We start from the raw sequence: 15921 nt of genomic DNA, 5'->3' as shown, positions 1-15921 counted from the left end.
TGTTTGGTCAAAGTATCCTTTTTCCCATGAAAAAACATTGCTTTTTCCTGCTTTGGGTACGCGCGGGCAGCTTATCCGGCATGGCATTCCTGGCACAGAACGCGTCTATGCTCTTGAATCCAAATGCTCTGAAAGACATTAAGCGGATTGGCGGCTTTGTGAATGCAATGACCGTTTCCGGTGAGCAAGCCAGATTTCACACGCTACTCGGCTCTAATTATGCTGCGCATGAGCCGGGCGGGGGCGAAAGCGTTTAATCATGAACACCATTAGTTATTAAAGTTTTTTGCATTTAAGTGAACAGCTTAGGCGCTGTACGAATCCGACGAAATACAAGGTATTGTTGGAAGCCATTTTGCAAGCTAACACCCACACTGGGCAACATATTATCTACAAGGAATGTGTGATTTTAGCGACGATAGCCCACTACCGACTAAGCAAAACGCCTTTTATAACTGGAAAGCTCAATTTTCATATGTCTTATGTCTTATCAAACATTTTTAAACCTAATGAATATGAAAAGCAACTACCAACTCCTGTATGTACTTCCTGTCCTGTTTGCGGCACTTGGCATCTGCCAACGCGATACACAGAAATTGAGAATCCCGAAACAATATTCCGCAGAGCAGCTGCGAAATAATGTAAACGTATTCGGATCAGGGTTTAATGCAGATGAATCCGGAGTGCTGCTGAGCAGCAATGTGACCGGAATTTACAATGTATACCAGATCAACATGGCCGACTCTGTCAGCATGCCGTTAACAGAATCTGGCAAGGAGTCCTTTTTTTCGGTTGACTATCTTCCGGGCCAGGATGCGTTCATCTATTCAGCTGACAATAACGGCGATGAAAACAACCATTTATATCTGAGTAAAAAAGGAAGCACCAGGCCAAAGGACATCACGCCGTGGCCAGGCAGTAAAAACAATTTCTTCGGGTGGAGCGAAGACAAAAAGGCCATGTATGTGGTGAGCAACAAACGAGATCCCAAGGTATTTGATTTGTGGAAGCTCGATACGCTTCAATGGGAGCCGGTGTTGCTTTTTAAAAATGATCAGGCTTACAACATTTCCTCTGTCAGCAAAAGCGAACGATACATTGCACTGGGCAAAAGCATTACAACGGATAAGGAAGATTTGTATCTATTTGACCGCACCGATAAATCCATCAAGGCTATAAGCAATGATCATGAGGCGGTTTGGTACGCTTCGGGCTTTGAAAAAAACGACAGTACATTGTACTACATCACCAATGACGAAGCAGAATTTGCTTATCTGGTCAGGTACAACATAGCCAGTGGTAAAGGCCAAAAAATGTTTGAAACCCAATGGGACGTGGTTGGTTTCGGATTAAGCGAAAATGAAAAGTACCATACCATTTACATCAATGAAGATGGCAAGAATAAAGTGCTCCTGTTTGACCATGCCACGATCAAGCCGGTCAGTTTTCCGGATATCAAAGGTGGAGAGATCCAGGATGTGGCCATCAGCAGGAGTGAAAAGAATTTCCTGCTCACTGTAGGCAGCAGCACGAGCCCTTCTAATTTATATGTGTATAATGCAGAAGCCAAAAACGTAAAGCAGCTCACCAGCACGCTTAACAAAGCGGTTGACCAGCAGGATCTGGTTCCTGCAGAAGTAGTCCGGTTTACCTCTTTTGACGGCCGGAAGATTCCTGCAATTTATTATAAACCCCTTCAGGCCGACAAGGATCATCCGGTGCCGGCCCTGGTTTGGGTACACGGCGGTCCTGGTGGCCAGAGTCGGACCGATTTCAGCAACAGTATTCAGTTTTTGGTTAACCATGGCTATGCGGTACTCGCTGTTAATAACCGCGGTAGCAGTGGCTATGGAAAGGAATTTTACAAACTCGACAATAAAGACCATGGCTATGGTGACCTGAAAGACTGTATTTGGGGAAAAAAATGGCTGAGCCAACAAGCGTATATAGATAGCAATGCAATTGGAATCTTGGGCGGCAGCTATGGAGGTAACATGGTGCTGAATGCTCTTTCGCTCCATCCGGACGAATTCAAGGTCGGGGTGAATTTGTTTGGTGTTGCCAATTGGCTGCGTACGCTGCGCAGTATACCTCCTTATTGGGAGTCGGCGAAAAAGGCTTTGTATGACGAAATGGGCGATCCCGATTCAAAGGACAGCGTCATGCTAAAAAACACATCGCCATTATACAATTACACAAAAATCAAAAAACCGCTGATCGTATTTCAGGGTTCCAATGATGTGCGTGTGTTGCAAATAGAAAGTGACGAAATTGTAGCCGGTGTCAAAAAGAATGGTGTGCCTGTGGAATATGTCCTATATCCCGATGAAGGCCATGGCTTTGTAAAGAAGAAGAACCAGATCACTACGGACAGCAGGACACTTGTATTTTTGGATAAATATCTAAAATCCGGAGAAAAGAAACAGGTTGCTAAATAGCGTATGACCCTGATAGAGCAATGCACTTCTTAGCTTTGATGGTTCATTACATTCGCTACACTTACAGCCACTCATCAATTCTATAAAGCATTTTAATTGCATCTTTGATGGTGCTGGATATTCGTTAACTTGATGCTTATTTTTTATCGCAATTCCCACTGGCAGATTCGGAGGGTTGCGAATAAAATAGGGCGTTGCGGATTCAAATTCATCTCATTAATAAAAAGCTAGCTTAATTAACATTTTAAAATGAACCGGATTATTTGGAGATAATCAAGGTTTAAAAATCTATTAAATCTTTAATTTGTATCCTAGTCAACCTCAATATTTTGGCTTTATGAAATACTTACTTGGTTTGCTTCCATTGTTGTTAATTCTTTCCTGCGAGAAGAACCAAAACAAGTCCTCAACTGACTCCGGCCTGGAAGCCAAGATTGATGGTATTGTCAAACCGCACATCGACAAAACTGAAGCGGCAGGCATGGCCATCGGTGTTTTTAAAAACCACAAACCTTTGTTTCATAAGGCCTATGGGTTCGCTGATCTGGAGTTGGATGTCAAGCTTCCGATTAATGCTTCATTCGAAATTGGCTCGGTTACGAAACAATTTACCGGAGTAGCCATTTTGCAGCTTGCCGAACAAGGGAAAATAACATTGGATGATGATATAGAAAAGTATCTGGATTTTAATACCCGTAACAGGAAAGTTACGATACGACAGTTACTGAGTCACACCTCCGGCATTAAAGGATACACTGAGCTACCCAGTTTTGAAATGTTATCGGTTCAAAAACATAGCAGAGATACCCATTTACGCATTGTCGAAAAAGAACAATTTGATTTCGAACCCGGTGAAGCATTGATTTATAATAATACGGGATTTTTCATGTTGGGCCTGATCATCGAAAAGGTGAGTGGAATGTCCTACGAAGAATATGTTAAAAAGAATTTGTTCGATAAGGCACAGATGACAAACTCCTATTACTGCAGCGAACAGAAGATTACCAAAAACAGGGCTCACGGTTATGACAAAGCCGAAAAAGGGTTGGTGAGAGCCGCATATCTTGATCATACCTGGCCTTTTTCAGCAGGTTCATTGTGCTCTACTGTAGAAGATCTGGAGAAGTGGAACAATGCTCTGCATCATGGGAAAATCCTTAATAAGAAAAGTTATAATGAATTTTTAACACCTGTAAGCCTGAACGACGATACGGTGACTCGGTATGCAAAGGGCATTACAGTAACAAATTGGAAGGGAAAACGCCTTGTGGAACATGGTGGGGGAATTAACGGCTTTCTTTCCCAGAACAGTTATTTTCCGGATGAAGATGTAAGCATCATTGTTTTGATCAACACCACCAGTGTTGGTGCAAGGGAGGTTGCTGATAAAATAGCAGATCTTGTTTTAAAGGATTTCCAATTCAATGAGCCTGTTCAGTTTCGGGATGACCTAACAAAATTTACAGGTAGCTACAAAGGCAGAGGACGTGGCCAGGACATGAATGTAAAAATTAGTAAAAACGGCCTCTCTCTTCTTGTAGCACTTGAAAAGGAAAAGCCTCAAACGCTTAATTATAGCAAGGGAAATATGTGGTCGGATGGGAATAGCAATTATTTGTTTCAAGAACAAAAAGGTCAGGTTACAGGACTAAGCATGGATGAGGTTTATGGATATTTTGTGTTGAAGCGAGAGTAGAGCAAGCATGGCGACACAGAAGAATTAAATGCATTAATGTGTGCTGGTTCATAACATTCGCTGCACTTGAACAAAAGAACGCATCAGGGAACAGGCCTGGTAGTGAGACCTATGGATGGTAAAGTCAGCAATGAAAAATAAAACGTAGCATTGCCCTGAATTTTACCGGCTATTCGATGCAGCGGAACTATGAACCCCTACAAGTAATTCAATTAATTGATCCGCTTTGCTTCACTTTTTTGCCCATTGTATACCATCGTCCGCTTGACAACCTTTCCCGACGCATCCCGGACAAACTCAACCTCTGCGTCAAAGCTGCGAAAGAAAAACTGGGTGGGGGACTTGGGGAATAGTTCAGCCCGACTGCTACCCTTGACGTGCTCAAACAGCCTGTTGTTTTCTCGTGTAATAGTATAAATGAGATTGTCTTCCTGATAATTGCCAACATAGGCTTCCAAAACTGACTCAGGAACAACTACTGTTTGCCGGACCGTAGGCTTGTAAAAATTTGGCCATTGATAAACGCGTGCAATGCTATTCAGGATTTCATCGGCAATAAAGCCGTTAACGGAATTCATCAGGATTACGGCGCCATAGCCTTGTGTCAGGCTTTCTACAAAGGAAACGTTGAATCCTGCCGTAGACGGGCCATATGAATCGGTGAAGAGCGGAGGCTGCGCATCGGGAAATGTATTCAGGCCCACAGCGTTTGAGCTACCCTCATAGGGCATCAACTGCAGCCGAGCGGTTTCTGGTGTCAGCACCTGACCTGACTTTCCTCCATATGCCAGTTGCATTTCGATCATATAACGGGCCAGATCGCTGGGGGTAGTCCACAAGCCCGTAGCAGCCTGTTCAGGATAAATTTTGTAGTGCCCTTCTATTACCTGACCGGTAAAGTCGTGGCCACTGGCTAAGTCATCGTCCTTACCAGAAGCCAGGATATAAGAACTGTTTATCATTCCTAGCGGCTTGAACACATTCTCTGACATATATGGATCATAGGTCTGGCCGGTCACGTCCATGAGCAGCTGTTGGGAAATCATCAGGCCGCCACCAGAGTACTTTGTCCTGACGCCGGGCTCGGAAACAGACCGGATAGCCGGCGTACTGGCCGGTTTGCGACCCTCTAGAATTTGTACGACAGTAGGCAAAGGTACTCCCACCGGGTAACCTGAAAATAGAACGGGCACAAGGCCTGCCCGGTGAGTCAGCAACTGCATAAGGTTGATCCGCTTCCCTTTTGCAACCGAATCATAAGGAAACTTCCAGCTGGTCAGGTAAGTATTAATGTCGGCAAAAAGATCGATTTTTTTGTTTTGTACCTGGACCATGACGCCTGTTCCATGTACGGCCTGATTGATCCGACCTGCCTGAAAACGGGTTTGGGTAGTGAGAGGCCGGCGCTGATCAGCATCAGCCCATCCGTAGGCTTTGGCCCATTCGATCTGGTAATTATTCACTACTGCAATACTGATCCCGGGCACGTCATAGTACTGCATTCGTTCCTGGATGGTCCAGTCTTTATCGGCAGGCAGGCGTATACCTGAGGCTAAGCGTTGCTCGACCTGCCGAATTTTTTCATTCACATCTCTGGAGTACGAAGTGGACTGCGCACCAGCTGGCATCCAGTTAATTAACCAAACGATTAGTGATAAAAGGTGTTTCATGGAGAGCAGCAGAAAAGGAGTGTCACATATACATATTTAGTATTATGTAAGCAAAGATCTCTGCTGTAATACTCCCCAAAATTGAGACCATCGATTAAGTTTATTAACTTGACATAAAACCGATGAACAAAATGAAACAGAGCCGGTGAAAATTTACAGCAAAGTTCAAGGCGATGGTAGCCGTTGAAGCCTTGAAAGAGCGGCAATCGCTAAGCGAATTGGCGACCAGATTTGAACAGGGTCGCCTGGCGATTCATCCAACCCAGGTATCAGCATGGAAGCGTGAATTTCTGGAACGGGCTGAGAAGGCTTTCGGAGATGAAACAGTCAGCGAGGAAGAAACTGTGTAATACTCCCCAAAATTGAGACCATCGGTTAAGTTTAGTAACTTAACATAAAACCGATGAACAAAATGAAACAAAGCCGGAGAAAGTTTACATCAAAGTTTAAGGCGATAGTAGCCGTTGAAGCCTTAAAAGAGCGGCAGTCACTGACTGAATTGGCAACCAGATTTGAAATCCACCCGACGCAGGTCTCTGCATGGAAGCGTGAATTTCTGGAACGGGCTGAGAAGGCTTTCGGAGATGAAACAGCCAATGAGGAAAAATCCGTGGATGTTGACAATCTTTTTAAGCAGATTGGTCAGCTACAGGTGGAGAACGACTATTTAAAAAAAAGCTTAAAATAAGCCAGTCTATGAAAGAGCGCATAGCATTGATCGATACTAGCCACCCATTGAGCATTCGTCGGCAGTCAGAAATTCTGAGCATTAACCGCAGCCAGTTGTATTACAGGCCTGCTGGTGAAAAATCGGATCGCCGAAGCGAAAGAAAACCTGGTGCTGATGAAGACTATGGATAAGCTGTTCCTTTCTGATCCAACCCTGGGTGTGCTGGGAATGCAGGATGAGCTGAGTGAAAAAGGGCTGGACTACAATGTCAAGCGCATCCGTCGGCTGATGAGGAAGATGGCTATTTAGCCGATTTATCCAAAACGTAACCTTAGCCGTTTGGGAAAAGCAAAATACATTCACCCATATTTACTCAGAGGCCTTCAAATTAACCGTCCCAATCAGGTTTGGGCTTTGGACATCAGCTATATACCAATGAAGCATGGTTTAAGTATCTGACAGCCACAATTGATCTGTATAGCCGCTATATCGTTGGATGGCAGTTGTCCAACTGTTTCGACCCCCTATTATTCGGACTGTTTTGGCAAATCAGTTTAGAAGACTATGCGTCTTATTTACCAATGCAAAGCTAGCCTTCGCTCCATGATTGTCAAGGGCTTTGCAAGTTCCTCCTTCGTCAGAACCCTTGACAATCATTCCGCTCTAAGCTGGTTTTGCATAGGGCAAATAATGCGGTTCGAGTTTCGTCCTGTCTTAGAGCTCTGAACAGTTGGACAAAATTGTAAAAACAGCCTGGTAGCCGGTGCGATTAGTTCATTTAATTAGTTGGCGAATCAAATTAACAGTTTTCGGCCACACAGTTCACTTGGGAATTTAACCGCGGACGGCATCAAATGAAGTCGGGTTGCTGGTGAAAAGAGAAGAAAAAAAGCCCGATTTTCCAGCTTTGATTGTCCGGAATTTGGAAGATCACCAAATACACCGCAAACTCAAATTCAAACTGTCTTATAATCTGAAAGAAGATCACTACAAAACCAAAAAGATTTAATGTTTACACCAAGATGCCTTCATATTGGCGACACAATCGGAGTGATCTCTCCGTCTTTTGGTGGCGCCGGAGCGTTTCCGCATCGCTACAAGCAAAGTGTGGATTGCCTTAAAAGAATGGGGCTGAATGTTAGGCCAGCGCAAAATGCCCTCAGCTCTACTGGATATGTTTCGGACTCCATAAAGGCCAGAGTTGATGATATCCACGAGATGTTTTCGGATTCCAGCATAAGTGCCATAATTTGTTCCATTGGAGGAAATCATTCTAACCAGTTGCTCGGCTATCTTGATTACGAGTTAATATCAAAGAACCCGAAACCTTTTATTGGGCCGAAGTGCCTACCATGGATAATCAGAAAATAGAAGCTTTTCTGGGGGAGGTAGTAACAGACTTCGGCGCTGCCTTCAGTGCTCCACTATGCTACATTGGCGATAAATTGGGTTTATACAAAGCGATGGCTTTTGCCGGCCCACTTTCCAGCGAAGAACTGGCTCAGAAAACCAATACTGATCCGCGCTATGTGCGGGAATGGCTTGTTAACCAGGCAGCCGGGGGATACTTGGACTATGATCCGCCGAGCAAAAAATACACTTTGCCTGATGAGCACGCTATGGCCCTGACGGTAGAGGACAGCCCGTTTTATGTTGTAGGCGGGTTTCAGATTGTGAACGCGATGAACAAGGCAAATGAGCGGATCATAGACGGCTTTCGTACCGGAAAAGGAATGCTATGGGGTGAGCACCACCATGATTTATTTCAGGGTACCGAACGCTTTTTCCAAACCCAGTTACATCAGAAATTTATTACAGAACTGGTTACCGGCAGTAGAAGGAGCCGTACAAAAACTTCAAACAGGCGCTAAGGTTGCCGACATTGGCACGGGCATGGTATTTCTACTATGATCATGGCCCAGGCATTTCCTGACTCTCTTTTCTTTGGTTTTGATAATCATCAGCCTTCCATTGAGCGTGCCAATCAGATTGCCAAAGAGCAAGGGGTGGAAAACAGGGTCAAATTCAATGTAGCCAGCGCCTAGGAATTTTCTGGTGAGAACAATGATCTGATCACTTATTTTGACTGCCTTCACGACATGGGTGATCCTGTCAGCTCCTTGAAGCAGGCTTATAAAGCGCTCTCACAGGATGGGGCGGTAATGGTGATAGAACCTATGGCCGGAAGAAAGACGGAAGAAAACTTCAATCCGGTCGGCCGTGTGTACTCGGGAGCATCCGTATTATGTTGTACGCCGAATGCCATTGCCTTTGGGCCTTACGCTTTAGGAACCGTTGCCAGTGATGATGCGTTAGAAGAGGTTGCAATCCTGGCCGGATTCAGCAGCTTTACAAGAGTTGCCGAAACACCTTTTAACAGGGTATTTCAAGGGCAAAAATAGCTGCCATTTTTTCCAGCCTTCCATGCAGTCAGATTTGGTGAACCAGCCTGCCAGGCATTATTTGAAAGAGTGTTTACACGGACTCATCATATTAAAATGAGAGGAAATGTTGCAGTCTGAAAATTGCTCTTAATCTAATGTTAAACTTTTTTGCAAAAAGCATGTCTGTTAAGCTCCCTTATAGTACTGCCAACATGTTAAGAATCTGAATATCTGGATAAAAGAATAGTCCTGACCGGCAGGACTGCACAGGATGTTTCAGTTTGAAAAGCCGACACTTCTTCATAGGCCAAATTCATTAAAAATTCTACTGTCCAGAGTTTAGGTTGATAAAAAGCAATTGTTCTGAAATACTCCCGTAGCTGTTGCACAACTCGAATACTGCTAATCGGTAACAATCCTACTGGCGTTAAAGCCTACGAGGTTTCCATAGGTGGTCAATCGAAAATTCTTCTCTATCGTCAGTACAATTCTCAACGTGTAAGGTGACGAGCCAAGTGAGATAGTAATTGCCAGTAAAAGTTGTGCAACAGCATTTGCCTCCTCAGTCGCTTACCCCTGACATATGGATGCCGATTAATGCTTCTATCTCCTTTCGTTGCAGGTGCCTAGCCCATTCCAATGCGGTGCCTTGGTATACCATGTCCCGAAGCTGCAGGTTAGGATCAAAGGACAAGACTAATTGCGCCAGCACACTATCATTTCTTTCTGCAGCGACATGCAGCAGGGTATACTGATAGACTCCATACAATTGATTTACCGCTTCGGGATCGTCGGCAAGCAGGGCGGCACTGCGATCTCTCCATCCCATATCCCAAGCATCGAGAACGCTGCACAAAGCTCCGTGCGCGATCAGCCATTCAGCACAGATCGTTTGCCTGAAATGTGCAGCCAGCTCTAATGGTCGCATGCCATTGCAAAGCGGCACATTCAAGTCAGTAGCCGGAAGACTGTCAAGCATGGTTAAATCGCCTTTGCCTATGGCCTCTGCCAAGGCCACCTGTGCGGGGCCGGGGGAACGGGTATTCAGTCGGTCATCAGTGATGGACCAGGTAAGGCCATCATTGATCCATTTAAAACCCAACTGCTCATATAATGGTCGACCATTGGAGTTGGCGTTCAGCGTCACATAATGATAGCCTTCCTGAAAGGCATGTAGGCAAGCTGCTGTAACAATGGCTTTACCTATGCCTTGCCTACTGTACTCGGGTACTACACCGACATTGTAGATACCTGCGACACCGCCACCAAATAGCATCAAGGTCTGCGCCACGACCCGTCCCTGTTTCAGGGCTACGAAACGCTGCACCTGTTTGGGATTTAGCTGCGGTAGGTTCTTGTTTCCAAGATCATTGTTTCCAGCATAAGGAAGACCGGCAATGGCGCTCAGCGACATTTCATTATCTGGTTTTATCACAAGATCTGCTGGCGCAACAAAGCTGGGGCGAATTGCGGAAATCTCAAGCGCCATCCAGCATGGCTTCCATCCTGGCTGAAATCCCCTTGCCAGGAGCAGAACATCCAGATCGGTTGTCTCAGGAGGATTCAGGGACCAGCAGCACAGGTCGCGCACCGGGTGCGTCCGATAGAAGTCGAACATTGCATCCAGCGCAGCAGTGCCATTAAGCTGCTTAGGAAAAAGGATGTCCCCACACTGTTCTTCGGGTATGTAGGTCCAGCTGCAACCGGTTTCCTGCCGCACCATTCCTCCTTTCGCAAGGGCATCCAAATAAAACAGGTCGCTGTGATTTTGAGCGATGGCAGCTTCCAGACGAAAGGGATCGGCATTGGACAAGATAGCAGTCATATAGTAAATTTAGCGTATACAGGAATTTACGGATTTTATTAAGATCAGTACTAAAGGCGTACCTATAAAAATGGAAATACAAATTGAGTGGCCCTGGCCGAAAATTGGAAAAGTTACTACCATTCCCGTCTTTTTACAGACGATGCGACCGCCGTCCGGTTGATTAACCTGACTATTGCTTTCATTTTATTTAAAAGCATTCCTTTTCTGGATTGTAATAAATAACAAAAATCAGCAAGGATCACCGGGATTCCGGAACCGTGAACTTTAATTGAAAAATGGTTTATTTAATTACCTTGAACACCTATCAAGCTATTCATCTGGTATTTTCTCATTTAAGAAAATAGGTAAAGCTAAGCTTGGCAGCCAATGGCGTGCCGGGAGTGAAATGGATTTCTTCAACGGATGCAGTCTCGCCTCGCAGCCGGCTTTCGGTTGCAAACTGTGTTTCCTTCCAGCGTGTGTTAAAAAGGTTTTGTACGGAAAGTCCCAGCGCATAGCTGGGCCTGGTGTAATTGAGCTGTAAATCATTTACAAAATAACCTTTGGCAACGATGCTGTTGTCTTCATTGGCAGGCCTTGTACCCATATAACGGTAGCGCAGTGATCCACTCCATGCACCGGCATTGCGAAGCGATAATCCGCCGACAGAAGTCAGGGTAGGGGCAAGGGGCAGATAGTCCTGGCCCGCCTCAACACCAATTGTCCGCGGTTTGGCAGCATTCAGATCCAGGTCCGCATACAAATGCCGGGTCAGCTCGTAGCGTATGGAAAGGTCCAGGCCGTAGCGCCTTGTTTTGCCACTCGGCTCTACAACACCTTCGTCGCCCACATACACAAACTCCTGCGCAAGCCACAAATACCAGGCAGCCGCGTTGACCAGAAGCTTCGGAAATGGCTTGAAAATCGTACCGGCATCAAACCCGTAAGCCGGGGGAAGGGTTTTGCGGCCATTATCTGCCACTACAACCCTGGTATCATTGGAGTGAAAACTCTTGCCCGAGTTCAGATACAATTGCAGGCCGGGATTGGCGGTATAGTAAAGGTTTAATTTCGGCGAAATGATAGCCGATGTACTTCGCCTTTTGGCTGCCGGGGTTAGCAGCAAGTCTTCATACTGGTTTCGGAAATAATCAAACCGTATGCCGGCATTGGCAGAAAAGCGATCTGAAAATTGGATCACTTCGTCCAGATAAGCACTTGCATTAAGCTCATTGATTTTGCCGTACTGCTGGCGTTCAAGTGTTTCTGTGCGGTTTTTGGTATGCGAAAGTTCAGTTCCTCGAGTTAGGTCCTGGCGGTACTGCAAGCCGGCGGTAGAGATCAAGGCTACATTCCCGACGTAATTGGTGCGTGCAATGCTGCCCTGATAACCAAAAAGGTCGCGCATTTCTTTTTGGCGGATCTGATCGCCATTGATAGAATCTTTGAGGAAAAATGTAAAATTGGAATAAAGCTCAAAATGGTAATTGCTGTAAAAGAGCTGATTTTTTAAGGTATAGCCGCTTGACGTGACGGTTACTGTTTCAGCATTGAAATTGGTCCGGCTGGTCTGGCCACCCTCCGTAGGGTCCACCGATCCGAAAAAGCCGGTGAGCCCGGATGCAACTGCCCGGTTCGGGATTTGCCCGGAGTGGTTCCATTTACTCCAGAATGTTGAGCCAGTTACAGTCAGATTGGTATTTGCAGATAAATGGCCGTGGTATTTTCCTTGCAGGTTGAACCGCTTAAAGTTCTGAGGATTGTCAAAATAGGAATCCGAATAGGAATATTCCGAAGCCAGGTAAGCCGATTGATTTTTGTCTTTTCGCCTCAACAAATCTAGTCCGCCCACCGCCCTAAATGTCCCGAACTGGCCTCCTTCGAGTTTTATAAAGCTGTTATCCAAAGTTGTTTTTGTTTTCAGATTGGCCCAACCCGCAGTCGTAAAATTGCCTATATCGGTGGTGTAGGGGCCTTTTTTGAAATTAACCGTTTCGACAAGCTCCGGAATCACAAAATGCAGGTCAGCATAACCTTGCCCGTGTGCATGCGAGACCATGTTGACCGGCATGCCATCCAAGCTTAGACGAATGTCAGTCCCATGGTCAATATCGAACCCGCGCAGAAAAATTTGCTCGGCTTTCCCACCACCTGCATGCTGCCCAATAAAAAGGCCAGGCACAATCCGGAGTATTTCCTGAGAATTGGTAACAGGGCGCAGTCGGATATCCAGGCTGCTGATCAACTGCTGATCATGTGCTTTCAAACCCGATACTGTAACGGTGCTCAGCATAACAGGCGCTACGGTCATTTTAGTTTGGACTTTTGTAGTCAATTCATCAGTTACTGTCACCTCCTGAATGTGGGGCGCATAGCCAATGTATGAGAATTCCAGCTTGTAAGCCGATGCCACCAGCTCACTAAACCGATATTGACCCAGTTCATTGGTCAAGGTTGCCTTACCTGTTCCTGCCAGCTGCACGCTTACCCCGCGAAGCGGAAGGCCGCTTGCTGCGTCTGTCACGCGCCCTTCCAGCGAACCCAGGTGCGCATAAGCAGCTATGCGGATGATCAAAAGCAAAAATGAGAGTAATAACGATTTCATATGGAAGTCAGGCTTTATTTGCTTGCCTGGTTTTTAACGTAAAATAAACCGCCGACACAGCCAGAGCCAAAAGTATAAAAGGGGCATAATCCGCGATACGTTCGATTACTGCGCCCCCGGCATTTGCATTTCCGGTCACACGTTCGGCCGTCCAGGCAATGGCAGCCACCGCAGCCAATACGGCACCTGTAAGCCGGACAGATCGATAAACAGGTGTGCGGCTTAATAAAATCAGCCAGGGAATGGTAACCAAAATAATCAGCAGCTGCATCAGCTCGATACCTGCATTGAACCCCAAAATGCTGAGTGCCATGCTGCCGGCATCAAGGGATAGATTTTCCAGTGTGTTTGCAAAAGCCAGCCCATGGATCAGCCCAAAACCGGCAGCGATCCAGGTTTCCTTGCCTGGAAAAAATGGCCGCATGGCATGTAAGGCAGAAATCAGAATAGACAAGGCAATCAGTATTTCAACAGGTTGCCCCGGCAGTCTGACCCAGCCAAATGCGCCAAGCAATAATGTTATAGAATGCCCGGCTGTAAAAGCTGTTACAATCCACAAAAGACGTGACAGGCTGTACCGGGTACCTCCAAAACCAGTCCAGCGCCTGCGTGTGTATAGCAGCGGTGCGGGAAGTAGCAGCACCAATAAAAAAAGCAAGTGGTCTGTACCTTCGGCAATATGCTGTATGCCAAGCCTGACCATGGATAGAAAGCCTTTCCAGCTATTTCCGGGTTCAAGGTTAACTAGCAGGGGTAATATCCTGTTGTTGACAATATCGAGCTCGATTACCCCTACCTGATTGGGAGATTCTTCTGCAAGTTTGCCGGCAGCCCAATCCTGGCTTACTGATACTAATATCTTATGCGTTACGACCTGGTGAAGTACTGCATCGTAGTCAAAAATGAATTTTCTGACATCTGCATCAGCTGGTGGGATAAGGTCCAGCTGCGCAGTAAGCTCGCGGTAAACACCATGAATGGCATTTTGCGTTTCATGCACTTTTAATGCTCCGACAGTTACGCGCCAAAGCTTTCCATCTCTTGTTTTCGGCCTGATATGTTGAACTAAATAAGCTCGGAGCTGGGGAGCATGCCTGCCGATCAGCTGTGCGGAAGAATCATTGACTGCCAAACCGATGGCAGCTTGCAATTCACTAAGTGGTATCTGCAATTCGGCACTGATGTAATCGGAATGTACGGTTAATAATACAACCGAGTTTGGCATCGGATGCGCCACCGTGTTATAGGCATTCAAGCAGCATGTAGCAGAAATTACCAGGGTCATCAGCCACTTTCTTGCGTGACTGATGATCATTAACGGGTTTTTCAAAATAGATTTATTTAGTTCCGCCATAGTCGGTGGTATGGTCACGCCAAACTGAGTGCGGATGTGGCATATTTTTGATAATGACCCCTCCCTGATAGGAGAATTCAATCCATACGTTTGGCCCGTCAATGCGAATATAATCATTGGCAGCAGTCACGCTCGTGTTTCCCGCGTAAGATAAATAGGTATCGGCCAGCTCGCTGGTATATTTGGCCAAAACTGCCGCTGCTGAAGCCGCATCCAGGTCATTGACATAAAGCTTAATGGCATTCAGGACAAGGGTCTGCTTATCGGCAGTCAGGCTGCCCACTTTTAAGCCAACCTTTGTGGCCGGGAATTTCCAGTCCTGCCCCGGACCCAGTACTACGTCCCCAAATGTAGAACTCAGCTTGGCCGTCGTCTGTTCGCTGCTGCTCAAACTGGTGAGCAAGGCTGCAAATGCCAGGCGCTCCTGCTCCATGGGTTGGTAAGTCTTGCCATTTTCAGTCACCGTGTATGTAGGCTCAATTGCCCGGAATGCCGGCGTATAGCCACTGCCGGCAGAACCATTGAACGTATACGGCTGCGTGTAGTGATGCCCGGTAAAAAGTAGCTCCCAAAGGCCTGTTGTGCTTGGTGTGCCCAGGATTGATACATAAAAGTTACCTGCGCCGTAAGTAGTCCCACCTCCGTTTACTGCCAGGTAATTGTCGGCAACCATACTCCCGATCATCTCATCATAGCCTTCATCGGTTCCGTTCAAGGCAAGTACCGCCAGCATCAAATCTTTAAAAGCGGTGCGCTGGGTTCCATTAAGCGAGGCCAGGCTGATACCATAACGTGCAGACAATCCGGCAGGTAAATTAGACCACTTTTGCGCATTGGCCAGGGTGTACGGAAGTTGTACAGCAGATAAAAGGCTGTCACTCAGTGTTGCTTCAAAAGCCTGTGTGAGACAAACGACTTTTGCCAGGCCAGTAGCACCTGCACAGCTCGTATTGGTCATCGTCATCGTATACATGGCAGCGGTTATAGCCGTAGAAGTATCCACGGATGCACCCGAACCACTGCCGCCCGGGCCACCATTTCCGCCGGGACCACCCGGGCTTCCGGCCGAATCTCCGGGCATGCCTGTTCCTGTCGAGTCACCTGGCACCTCCGGATCCGGATCTGGCGTTACATGGTCGTCGCAGGCAATCATCGTCGCCAGAAAGAAGCCGAGCAGAAGTGTGAAAATTGAAAATAGTCTATTCATAGTTGTTTGATATTTACAGGTTTGTTAAGTGATACTAAATTTTACTTCTTGCACCGGACAAGCGTTCCGGTGCAAATGCTACAAAGCAGC

15 protein-coding genes are annotated in these 15921 nt (G+C 46.3%); 10 read left to right on the top strand and 5 right to left on the bottom strand.

Annotation, left to right across the window (positions count from 1 at the left end):
• Positions 1-26 precede the first annotated feature (26 nt).
• The 3 genes from FEM33_RS17965 to FEM33_RS17955 all read left to right on the top strand — a co-directional run bounded on the left by FEM33_RS17965 (position 27) and on the right by FEM33_RS17955 (position 4134).
• Positions 27-257, top strand: a complete 231-nt coding sequence (locus FEM33_RS17965) for a hypothetical protein (protein WP_229214293.1) — start codon at positions 27-29, stop codon at positions 255-257.
• A gap of 258 nt (positions 258-515) precedes the next feature.
• Complete coding sequence (locus FEM33_RS17960; RefSeq protein ID WP_139013366.1) at positions 516-2438, top strand: S9 family peptidase; 1923 nt, start codon at positions 516-518, stop codon at positions 2436-2438.
• A 337-nt stretch (positions 2439-2775) separates the two neighbouring features.
• Entirely contained in the window at positions 2776-4134 is a 1359-nt protein-coding gene (locus FEM33_RS17955; protein ID WP_139013365.1) for a serine hydrolase domain-containing protein, read from the top strand.
• Positions 4135-4346: 212 nt separating this feature from the next.
• Here the strand turns inward: FEM33_RS17955 and FEM33_RS17950 are convergent, their stop codons facing one another.
• Positions 4347-5804, bottom strand: a complete 1458-nt coding sequence (locus FEM33_RS17950) for a serine hydrolase (RefSeq protein WP_139013364.1) — start codon at positions 5802-5804, stop codon at positions 4347-4349.
• A gap of 173 nt (positions 5805-5977) precedes the next feature.
• On the opposite strand from FEM33_RS17950, the gene FEM33_RS26440 reads away from it, so the two are divergent.
• From FEM33_RS26440 to FEM33_RS26565, 7 genes are all read left to right on the top strand, one after another.
• Complete coding sequence (locus tag FEM33_RS26440; RefSeq protein WP_161597182.1) at positions 5978-6154, top strand: hypothetical protein; 177 nt, start codon at positions 5978-5980, stop codon at positions 6152-6154.
• A 53-nt stretch (positions 6155-6207) separates the two neighbouring features.
• On the top strand, positions 6208-6492 hold the full coding sequence (locus tag FEM33_RS17945) for a transposase (protein ID WP_139013363.1): 285 nt from the start codon (positions 6208-6210) through the stop codon (positions 6490-6492).
• 114 nt (positions 6493-6606) lie between these two features.
• The gene (locus FEM33_RS17940; RefSeq protein ID WP_139013362.1) at positions 6607-6783 is read left to right on the top strand and encodes an IS3 family transposase; all 177 of its coding nucleotides are present in this window, start codon (positions 6607-6609) and stop codon (positions 6781-6783) included.
• 699 nt (positions 6784-7482) lie between these two features.
• Positions 7483-7845: an LD-carboxypeptidase gene (locus tag FEM33_RS27085; RefSeq protein WP_139013361.1), complete on the top strand. Its 363-nt coding sequence runs from the start codon at positions 7483-7485 to the stop codon at positions 7843-7845.
• Positions 7827-8345 (top strand): hypothetical protein, encoded by a 519-nt coding sequence (locus FEM33_RS26575; protein WP_201747789.1) that lies wholly within the window; start codon positions 7827-7829, stop codon positions 8343-8345. The genes FEM33_RS27085 and FEM33_RS26575 overlap by 19 nt, the downstream gene beginning before the upstream one ends.
• A 42-nt stretch (positions 8346-8387) precedes the next feature.
• A complete protein-coding gene (locus tag FEM33_RS26570; protein WP_201747788.1) occupies positions 8388-8519 on the top strand; it encodes a hypothetical protein in 132 nt (43 codons plus the stop codon).
• Positions 8520-8573: 54 nt separating this feature from the next.
• Positions 8574-8876: a hypothetical protein gene (locus FEM33_RS26565; protein WP_201747787.1), complete on the top strand. Its 303-nt coding sequence runs from the start codon at positions 8574-8576 to the stop codon at positions 8874-8876.
• Between the two features lie 544 nt (positions 8877-9420).
• Here FEM33_RS26565 and FEM33_RS17925 read toward each other — a convergent pair.
• The 4 genes from FEM33_RS17925 to FEM33_RS17910 all read right to left on the bottom strand — a co-directional run bounded on the left by FEM33_RS17925 (position 9421) and on the right by FEM33_RS17910 (position 15831).
• Positions 9421-10683 (bottom strand): GNAT family N-acetyltransferase, encoded by a 1263-nt coding sequence (locus FEM33_RS17925; RefSeq protein ID WP_139013360.1) that lies wholly within the window; start codon positions 10681-10683, stop codon positions 9421-9423.
• 331 nt (positions 10684-11014) lie between these two features.
• Positions 11015-13270: a TonB-dependent receptor gene (locus FEM33_RS17920; protein WP_139013359.1), complete on the bottom strand. Its 2256-nt coding sequence runs from the start codon at positions 13268-13270 to the stop codon at positions 11015-11017.
• A 7-nt stretch (positions 13271-13277) separates the two neighbouring features.
• Positions 13278-14585 (bottom strand): HupE/UreJ family protein, encoded by a 1308-nt coding sequence (locus FEM33_RS17915; protein ID WP_229214292.1) that lies wholly within the window; start codon positions 14583-14585, stop codon positions 13278-13280.
• Positions 14586-14607: 22 nt separating this feature from the next.
• Positions 14608-15831 (bottom strand): DUF3500 domain-containing protein, encoded by a 1224-nt coding sequence (locus FEM33_RS17910; protein ID WP_229214291.1) that lies wholly within the window; start codon positions 15829-15831, stop codon positions 14608-14610.
• Between the last annotated feature and the right edge of the window lie 90 nt (positions 15832-15921).

The sequence above is a fragment of the Dyadobacter flavalbus genome (genome assembly GCF_006149045.1).
Classification (GTDB): Bacteria; Bacteroidota; Bacteroidia; order Cytophagales; family Spirosomataceae; genus Dyadobacter; species Dyadobacter flavalbus.
Note: the sequence above shows the minus strand (reverse complement) of the source record. Positions and strands in the feature narration are given on the sequence as shown.

Excerpts from the sequence above, each read along its gene's own strand:
- FEM33_RS17945 (WP_139013363.1), top strand. The coding sequence starts at position 6,208 with ATGAACAAAATGAAACAAAGCCGGAGAAAGTTTACATCAAAGTTTAAG.
- FEM33_RS17950 (WP_139013364.1), bottom strand. The coding sequence starts at position 5,804 with ATGAAACACCTTTTATCACTAATCGTTTGGTTAATTAACTGGATGCCA.
- FEM33_RS26440 (WP_161597182.1), top strand. The coding sequence starts at position 5,978 with ATGGTAGCCGTTGAAGCCTTGAAAGAGCGGCAATCGCTAAGCGAATTG.
- FEM33_RS17960 (WP_139013366.1), top strand. The coding sequence starts at position 516 with ATGAAAAGCAACTACCAACTCCTGTATGTACTTCCTGTCCTGTTTGCG.
- FEM33_RS17910 (WP_229214291.1), bottom strand. The coding sequence starts at position 15,831 with ATGAATAGACTATTTTCAATTTTCACACTTCTGCTCGGCTTCTTTCTG.
- FEM33_RS17965 (WP_229214293.1), top strand. The coding sequence starts at position 27 with ATGAAAAAACATTGCTTTTTCCTGCTTTGGGTACGCGCGGGCAGCTTA.
- FEM33_RS17920 (WP_139013359.1), bottom strand. The coding sequence starts at position 13,270 with ATGAAATCGTTATTACTCTCATTTTTGCTTTTGATCATCCGCATAGCT.
- FEM33_RS17915 (WP_229214292.1), bottom strand. The coding sequence starts at position 14,585 with ATGATCATCAGTCACGCAAGAAAGTGGCTGATGACCCTGGTAATTTCT.
- FEM33_RS26565 (WP_201747787.1), top strand. The coding sequence starts at position 8,574 with ATGGGTGATCCTGTCAGCTCCTTGAAGCAGGCTTATAAAGCGCTCTCA.
- FEM33_RS27085 (WP_139013361.1), top strand. The coding sequence starts at position 7,483 with ATGTTTACACCAAGATGCCTTCATATTGGCGACACAATCGGAGTGATC.
- FEM33_RS17955 (WP_139013365.1), top strand. The coding sequence starts at position 2,776 with ATGAAATACTTACTTGGTTTGCTTCCATTGTTGTTAATTCTTTCCTGC.
- FEM33_RS26575 (WP_201747789.1), top strand. The coding sequence starts at position 7,827 with ATGGATAATCAGAAAATAGAAGCTTTTCTGGGGGAGGTAGTAACAGAC.
- FEM33_RS17925 (WP_139013360.1), bottom strand. The coding sequence starts at position 10,683 with ATGACTGCTATCTTGTCCAATGCCGATCCCTTTCGTCTGGAAGCTGCC.
- FEM33_RS26570 (WP_201747788.1), top strand. The coding sequence starts at position 8,388 with ATGGCCCAGGCATTTCCTGACTCTCTTTTCTTTGGTTTTGATAATCAT.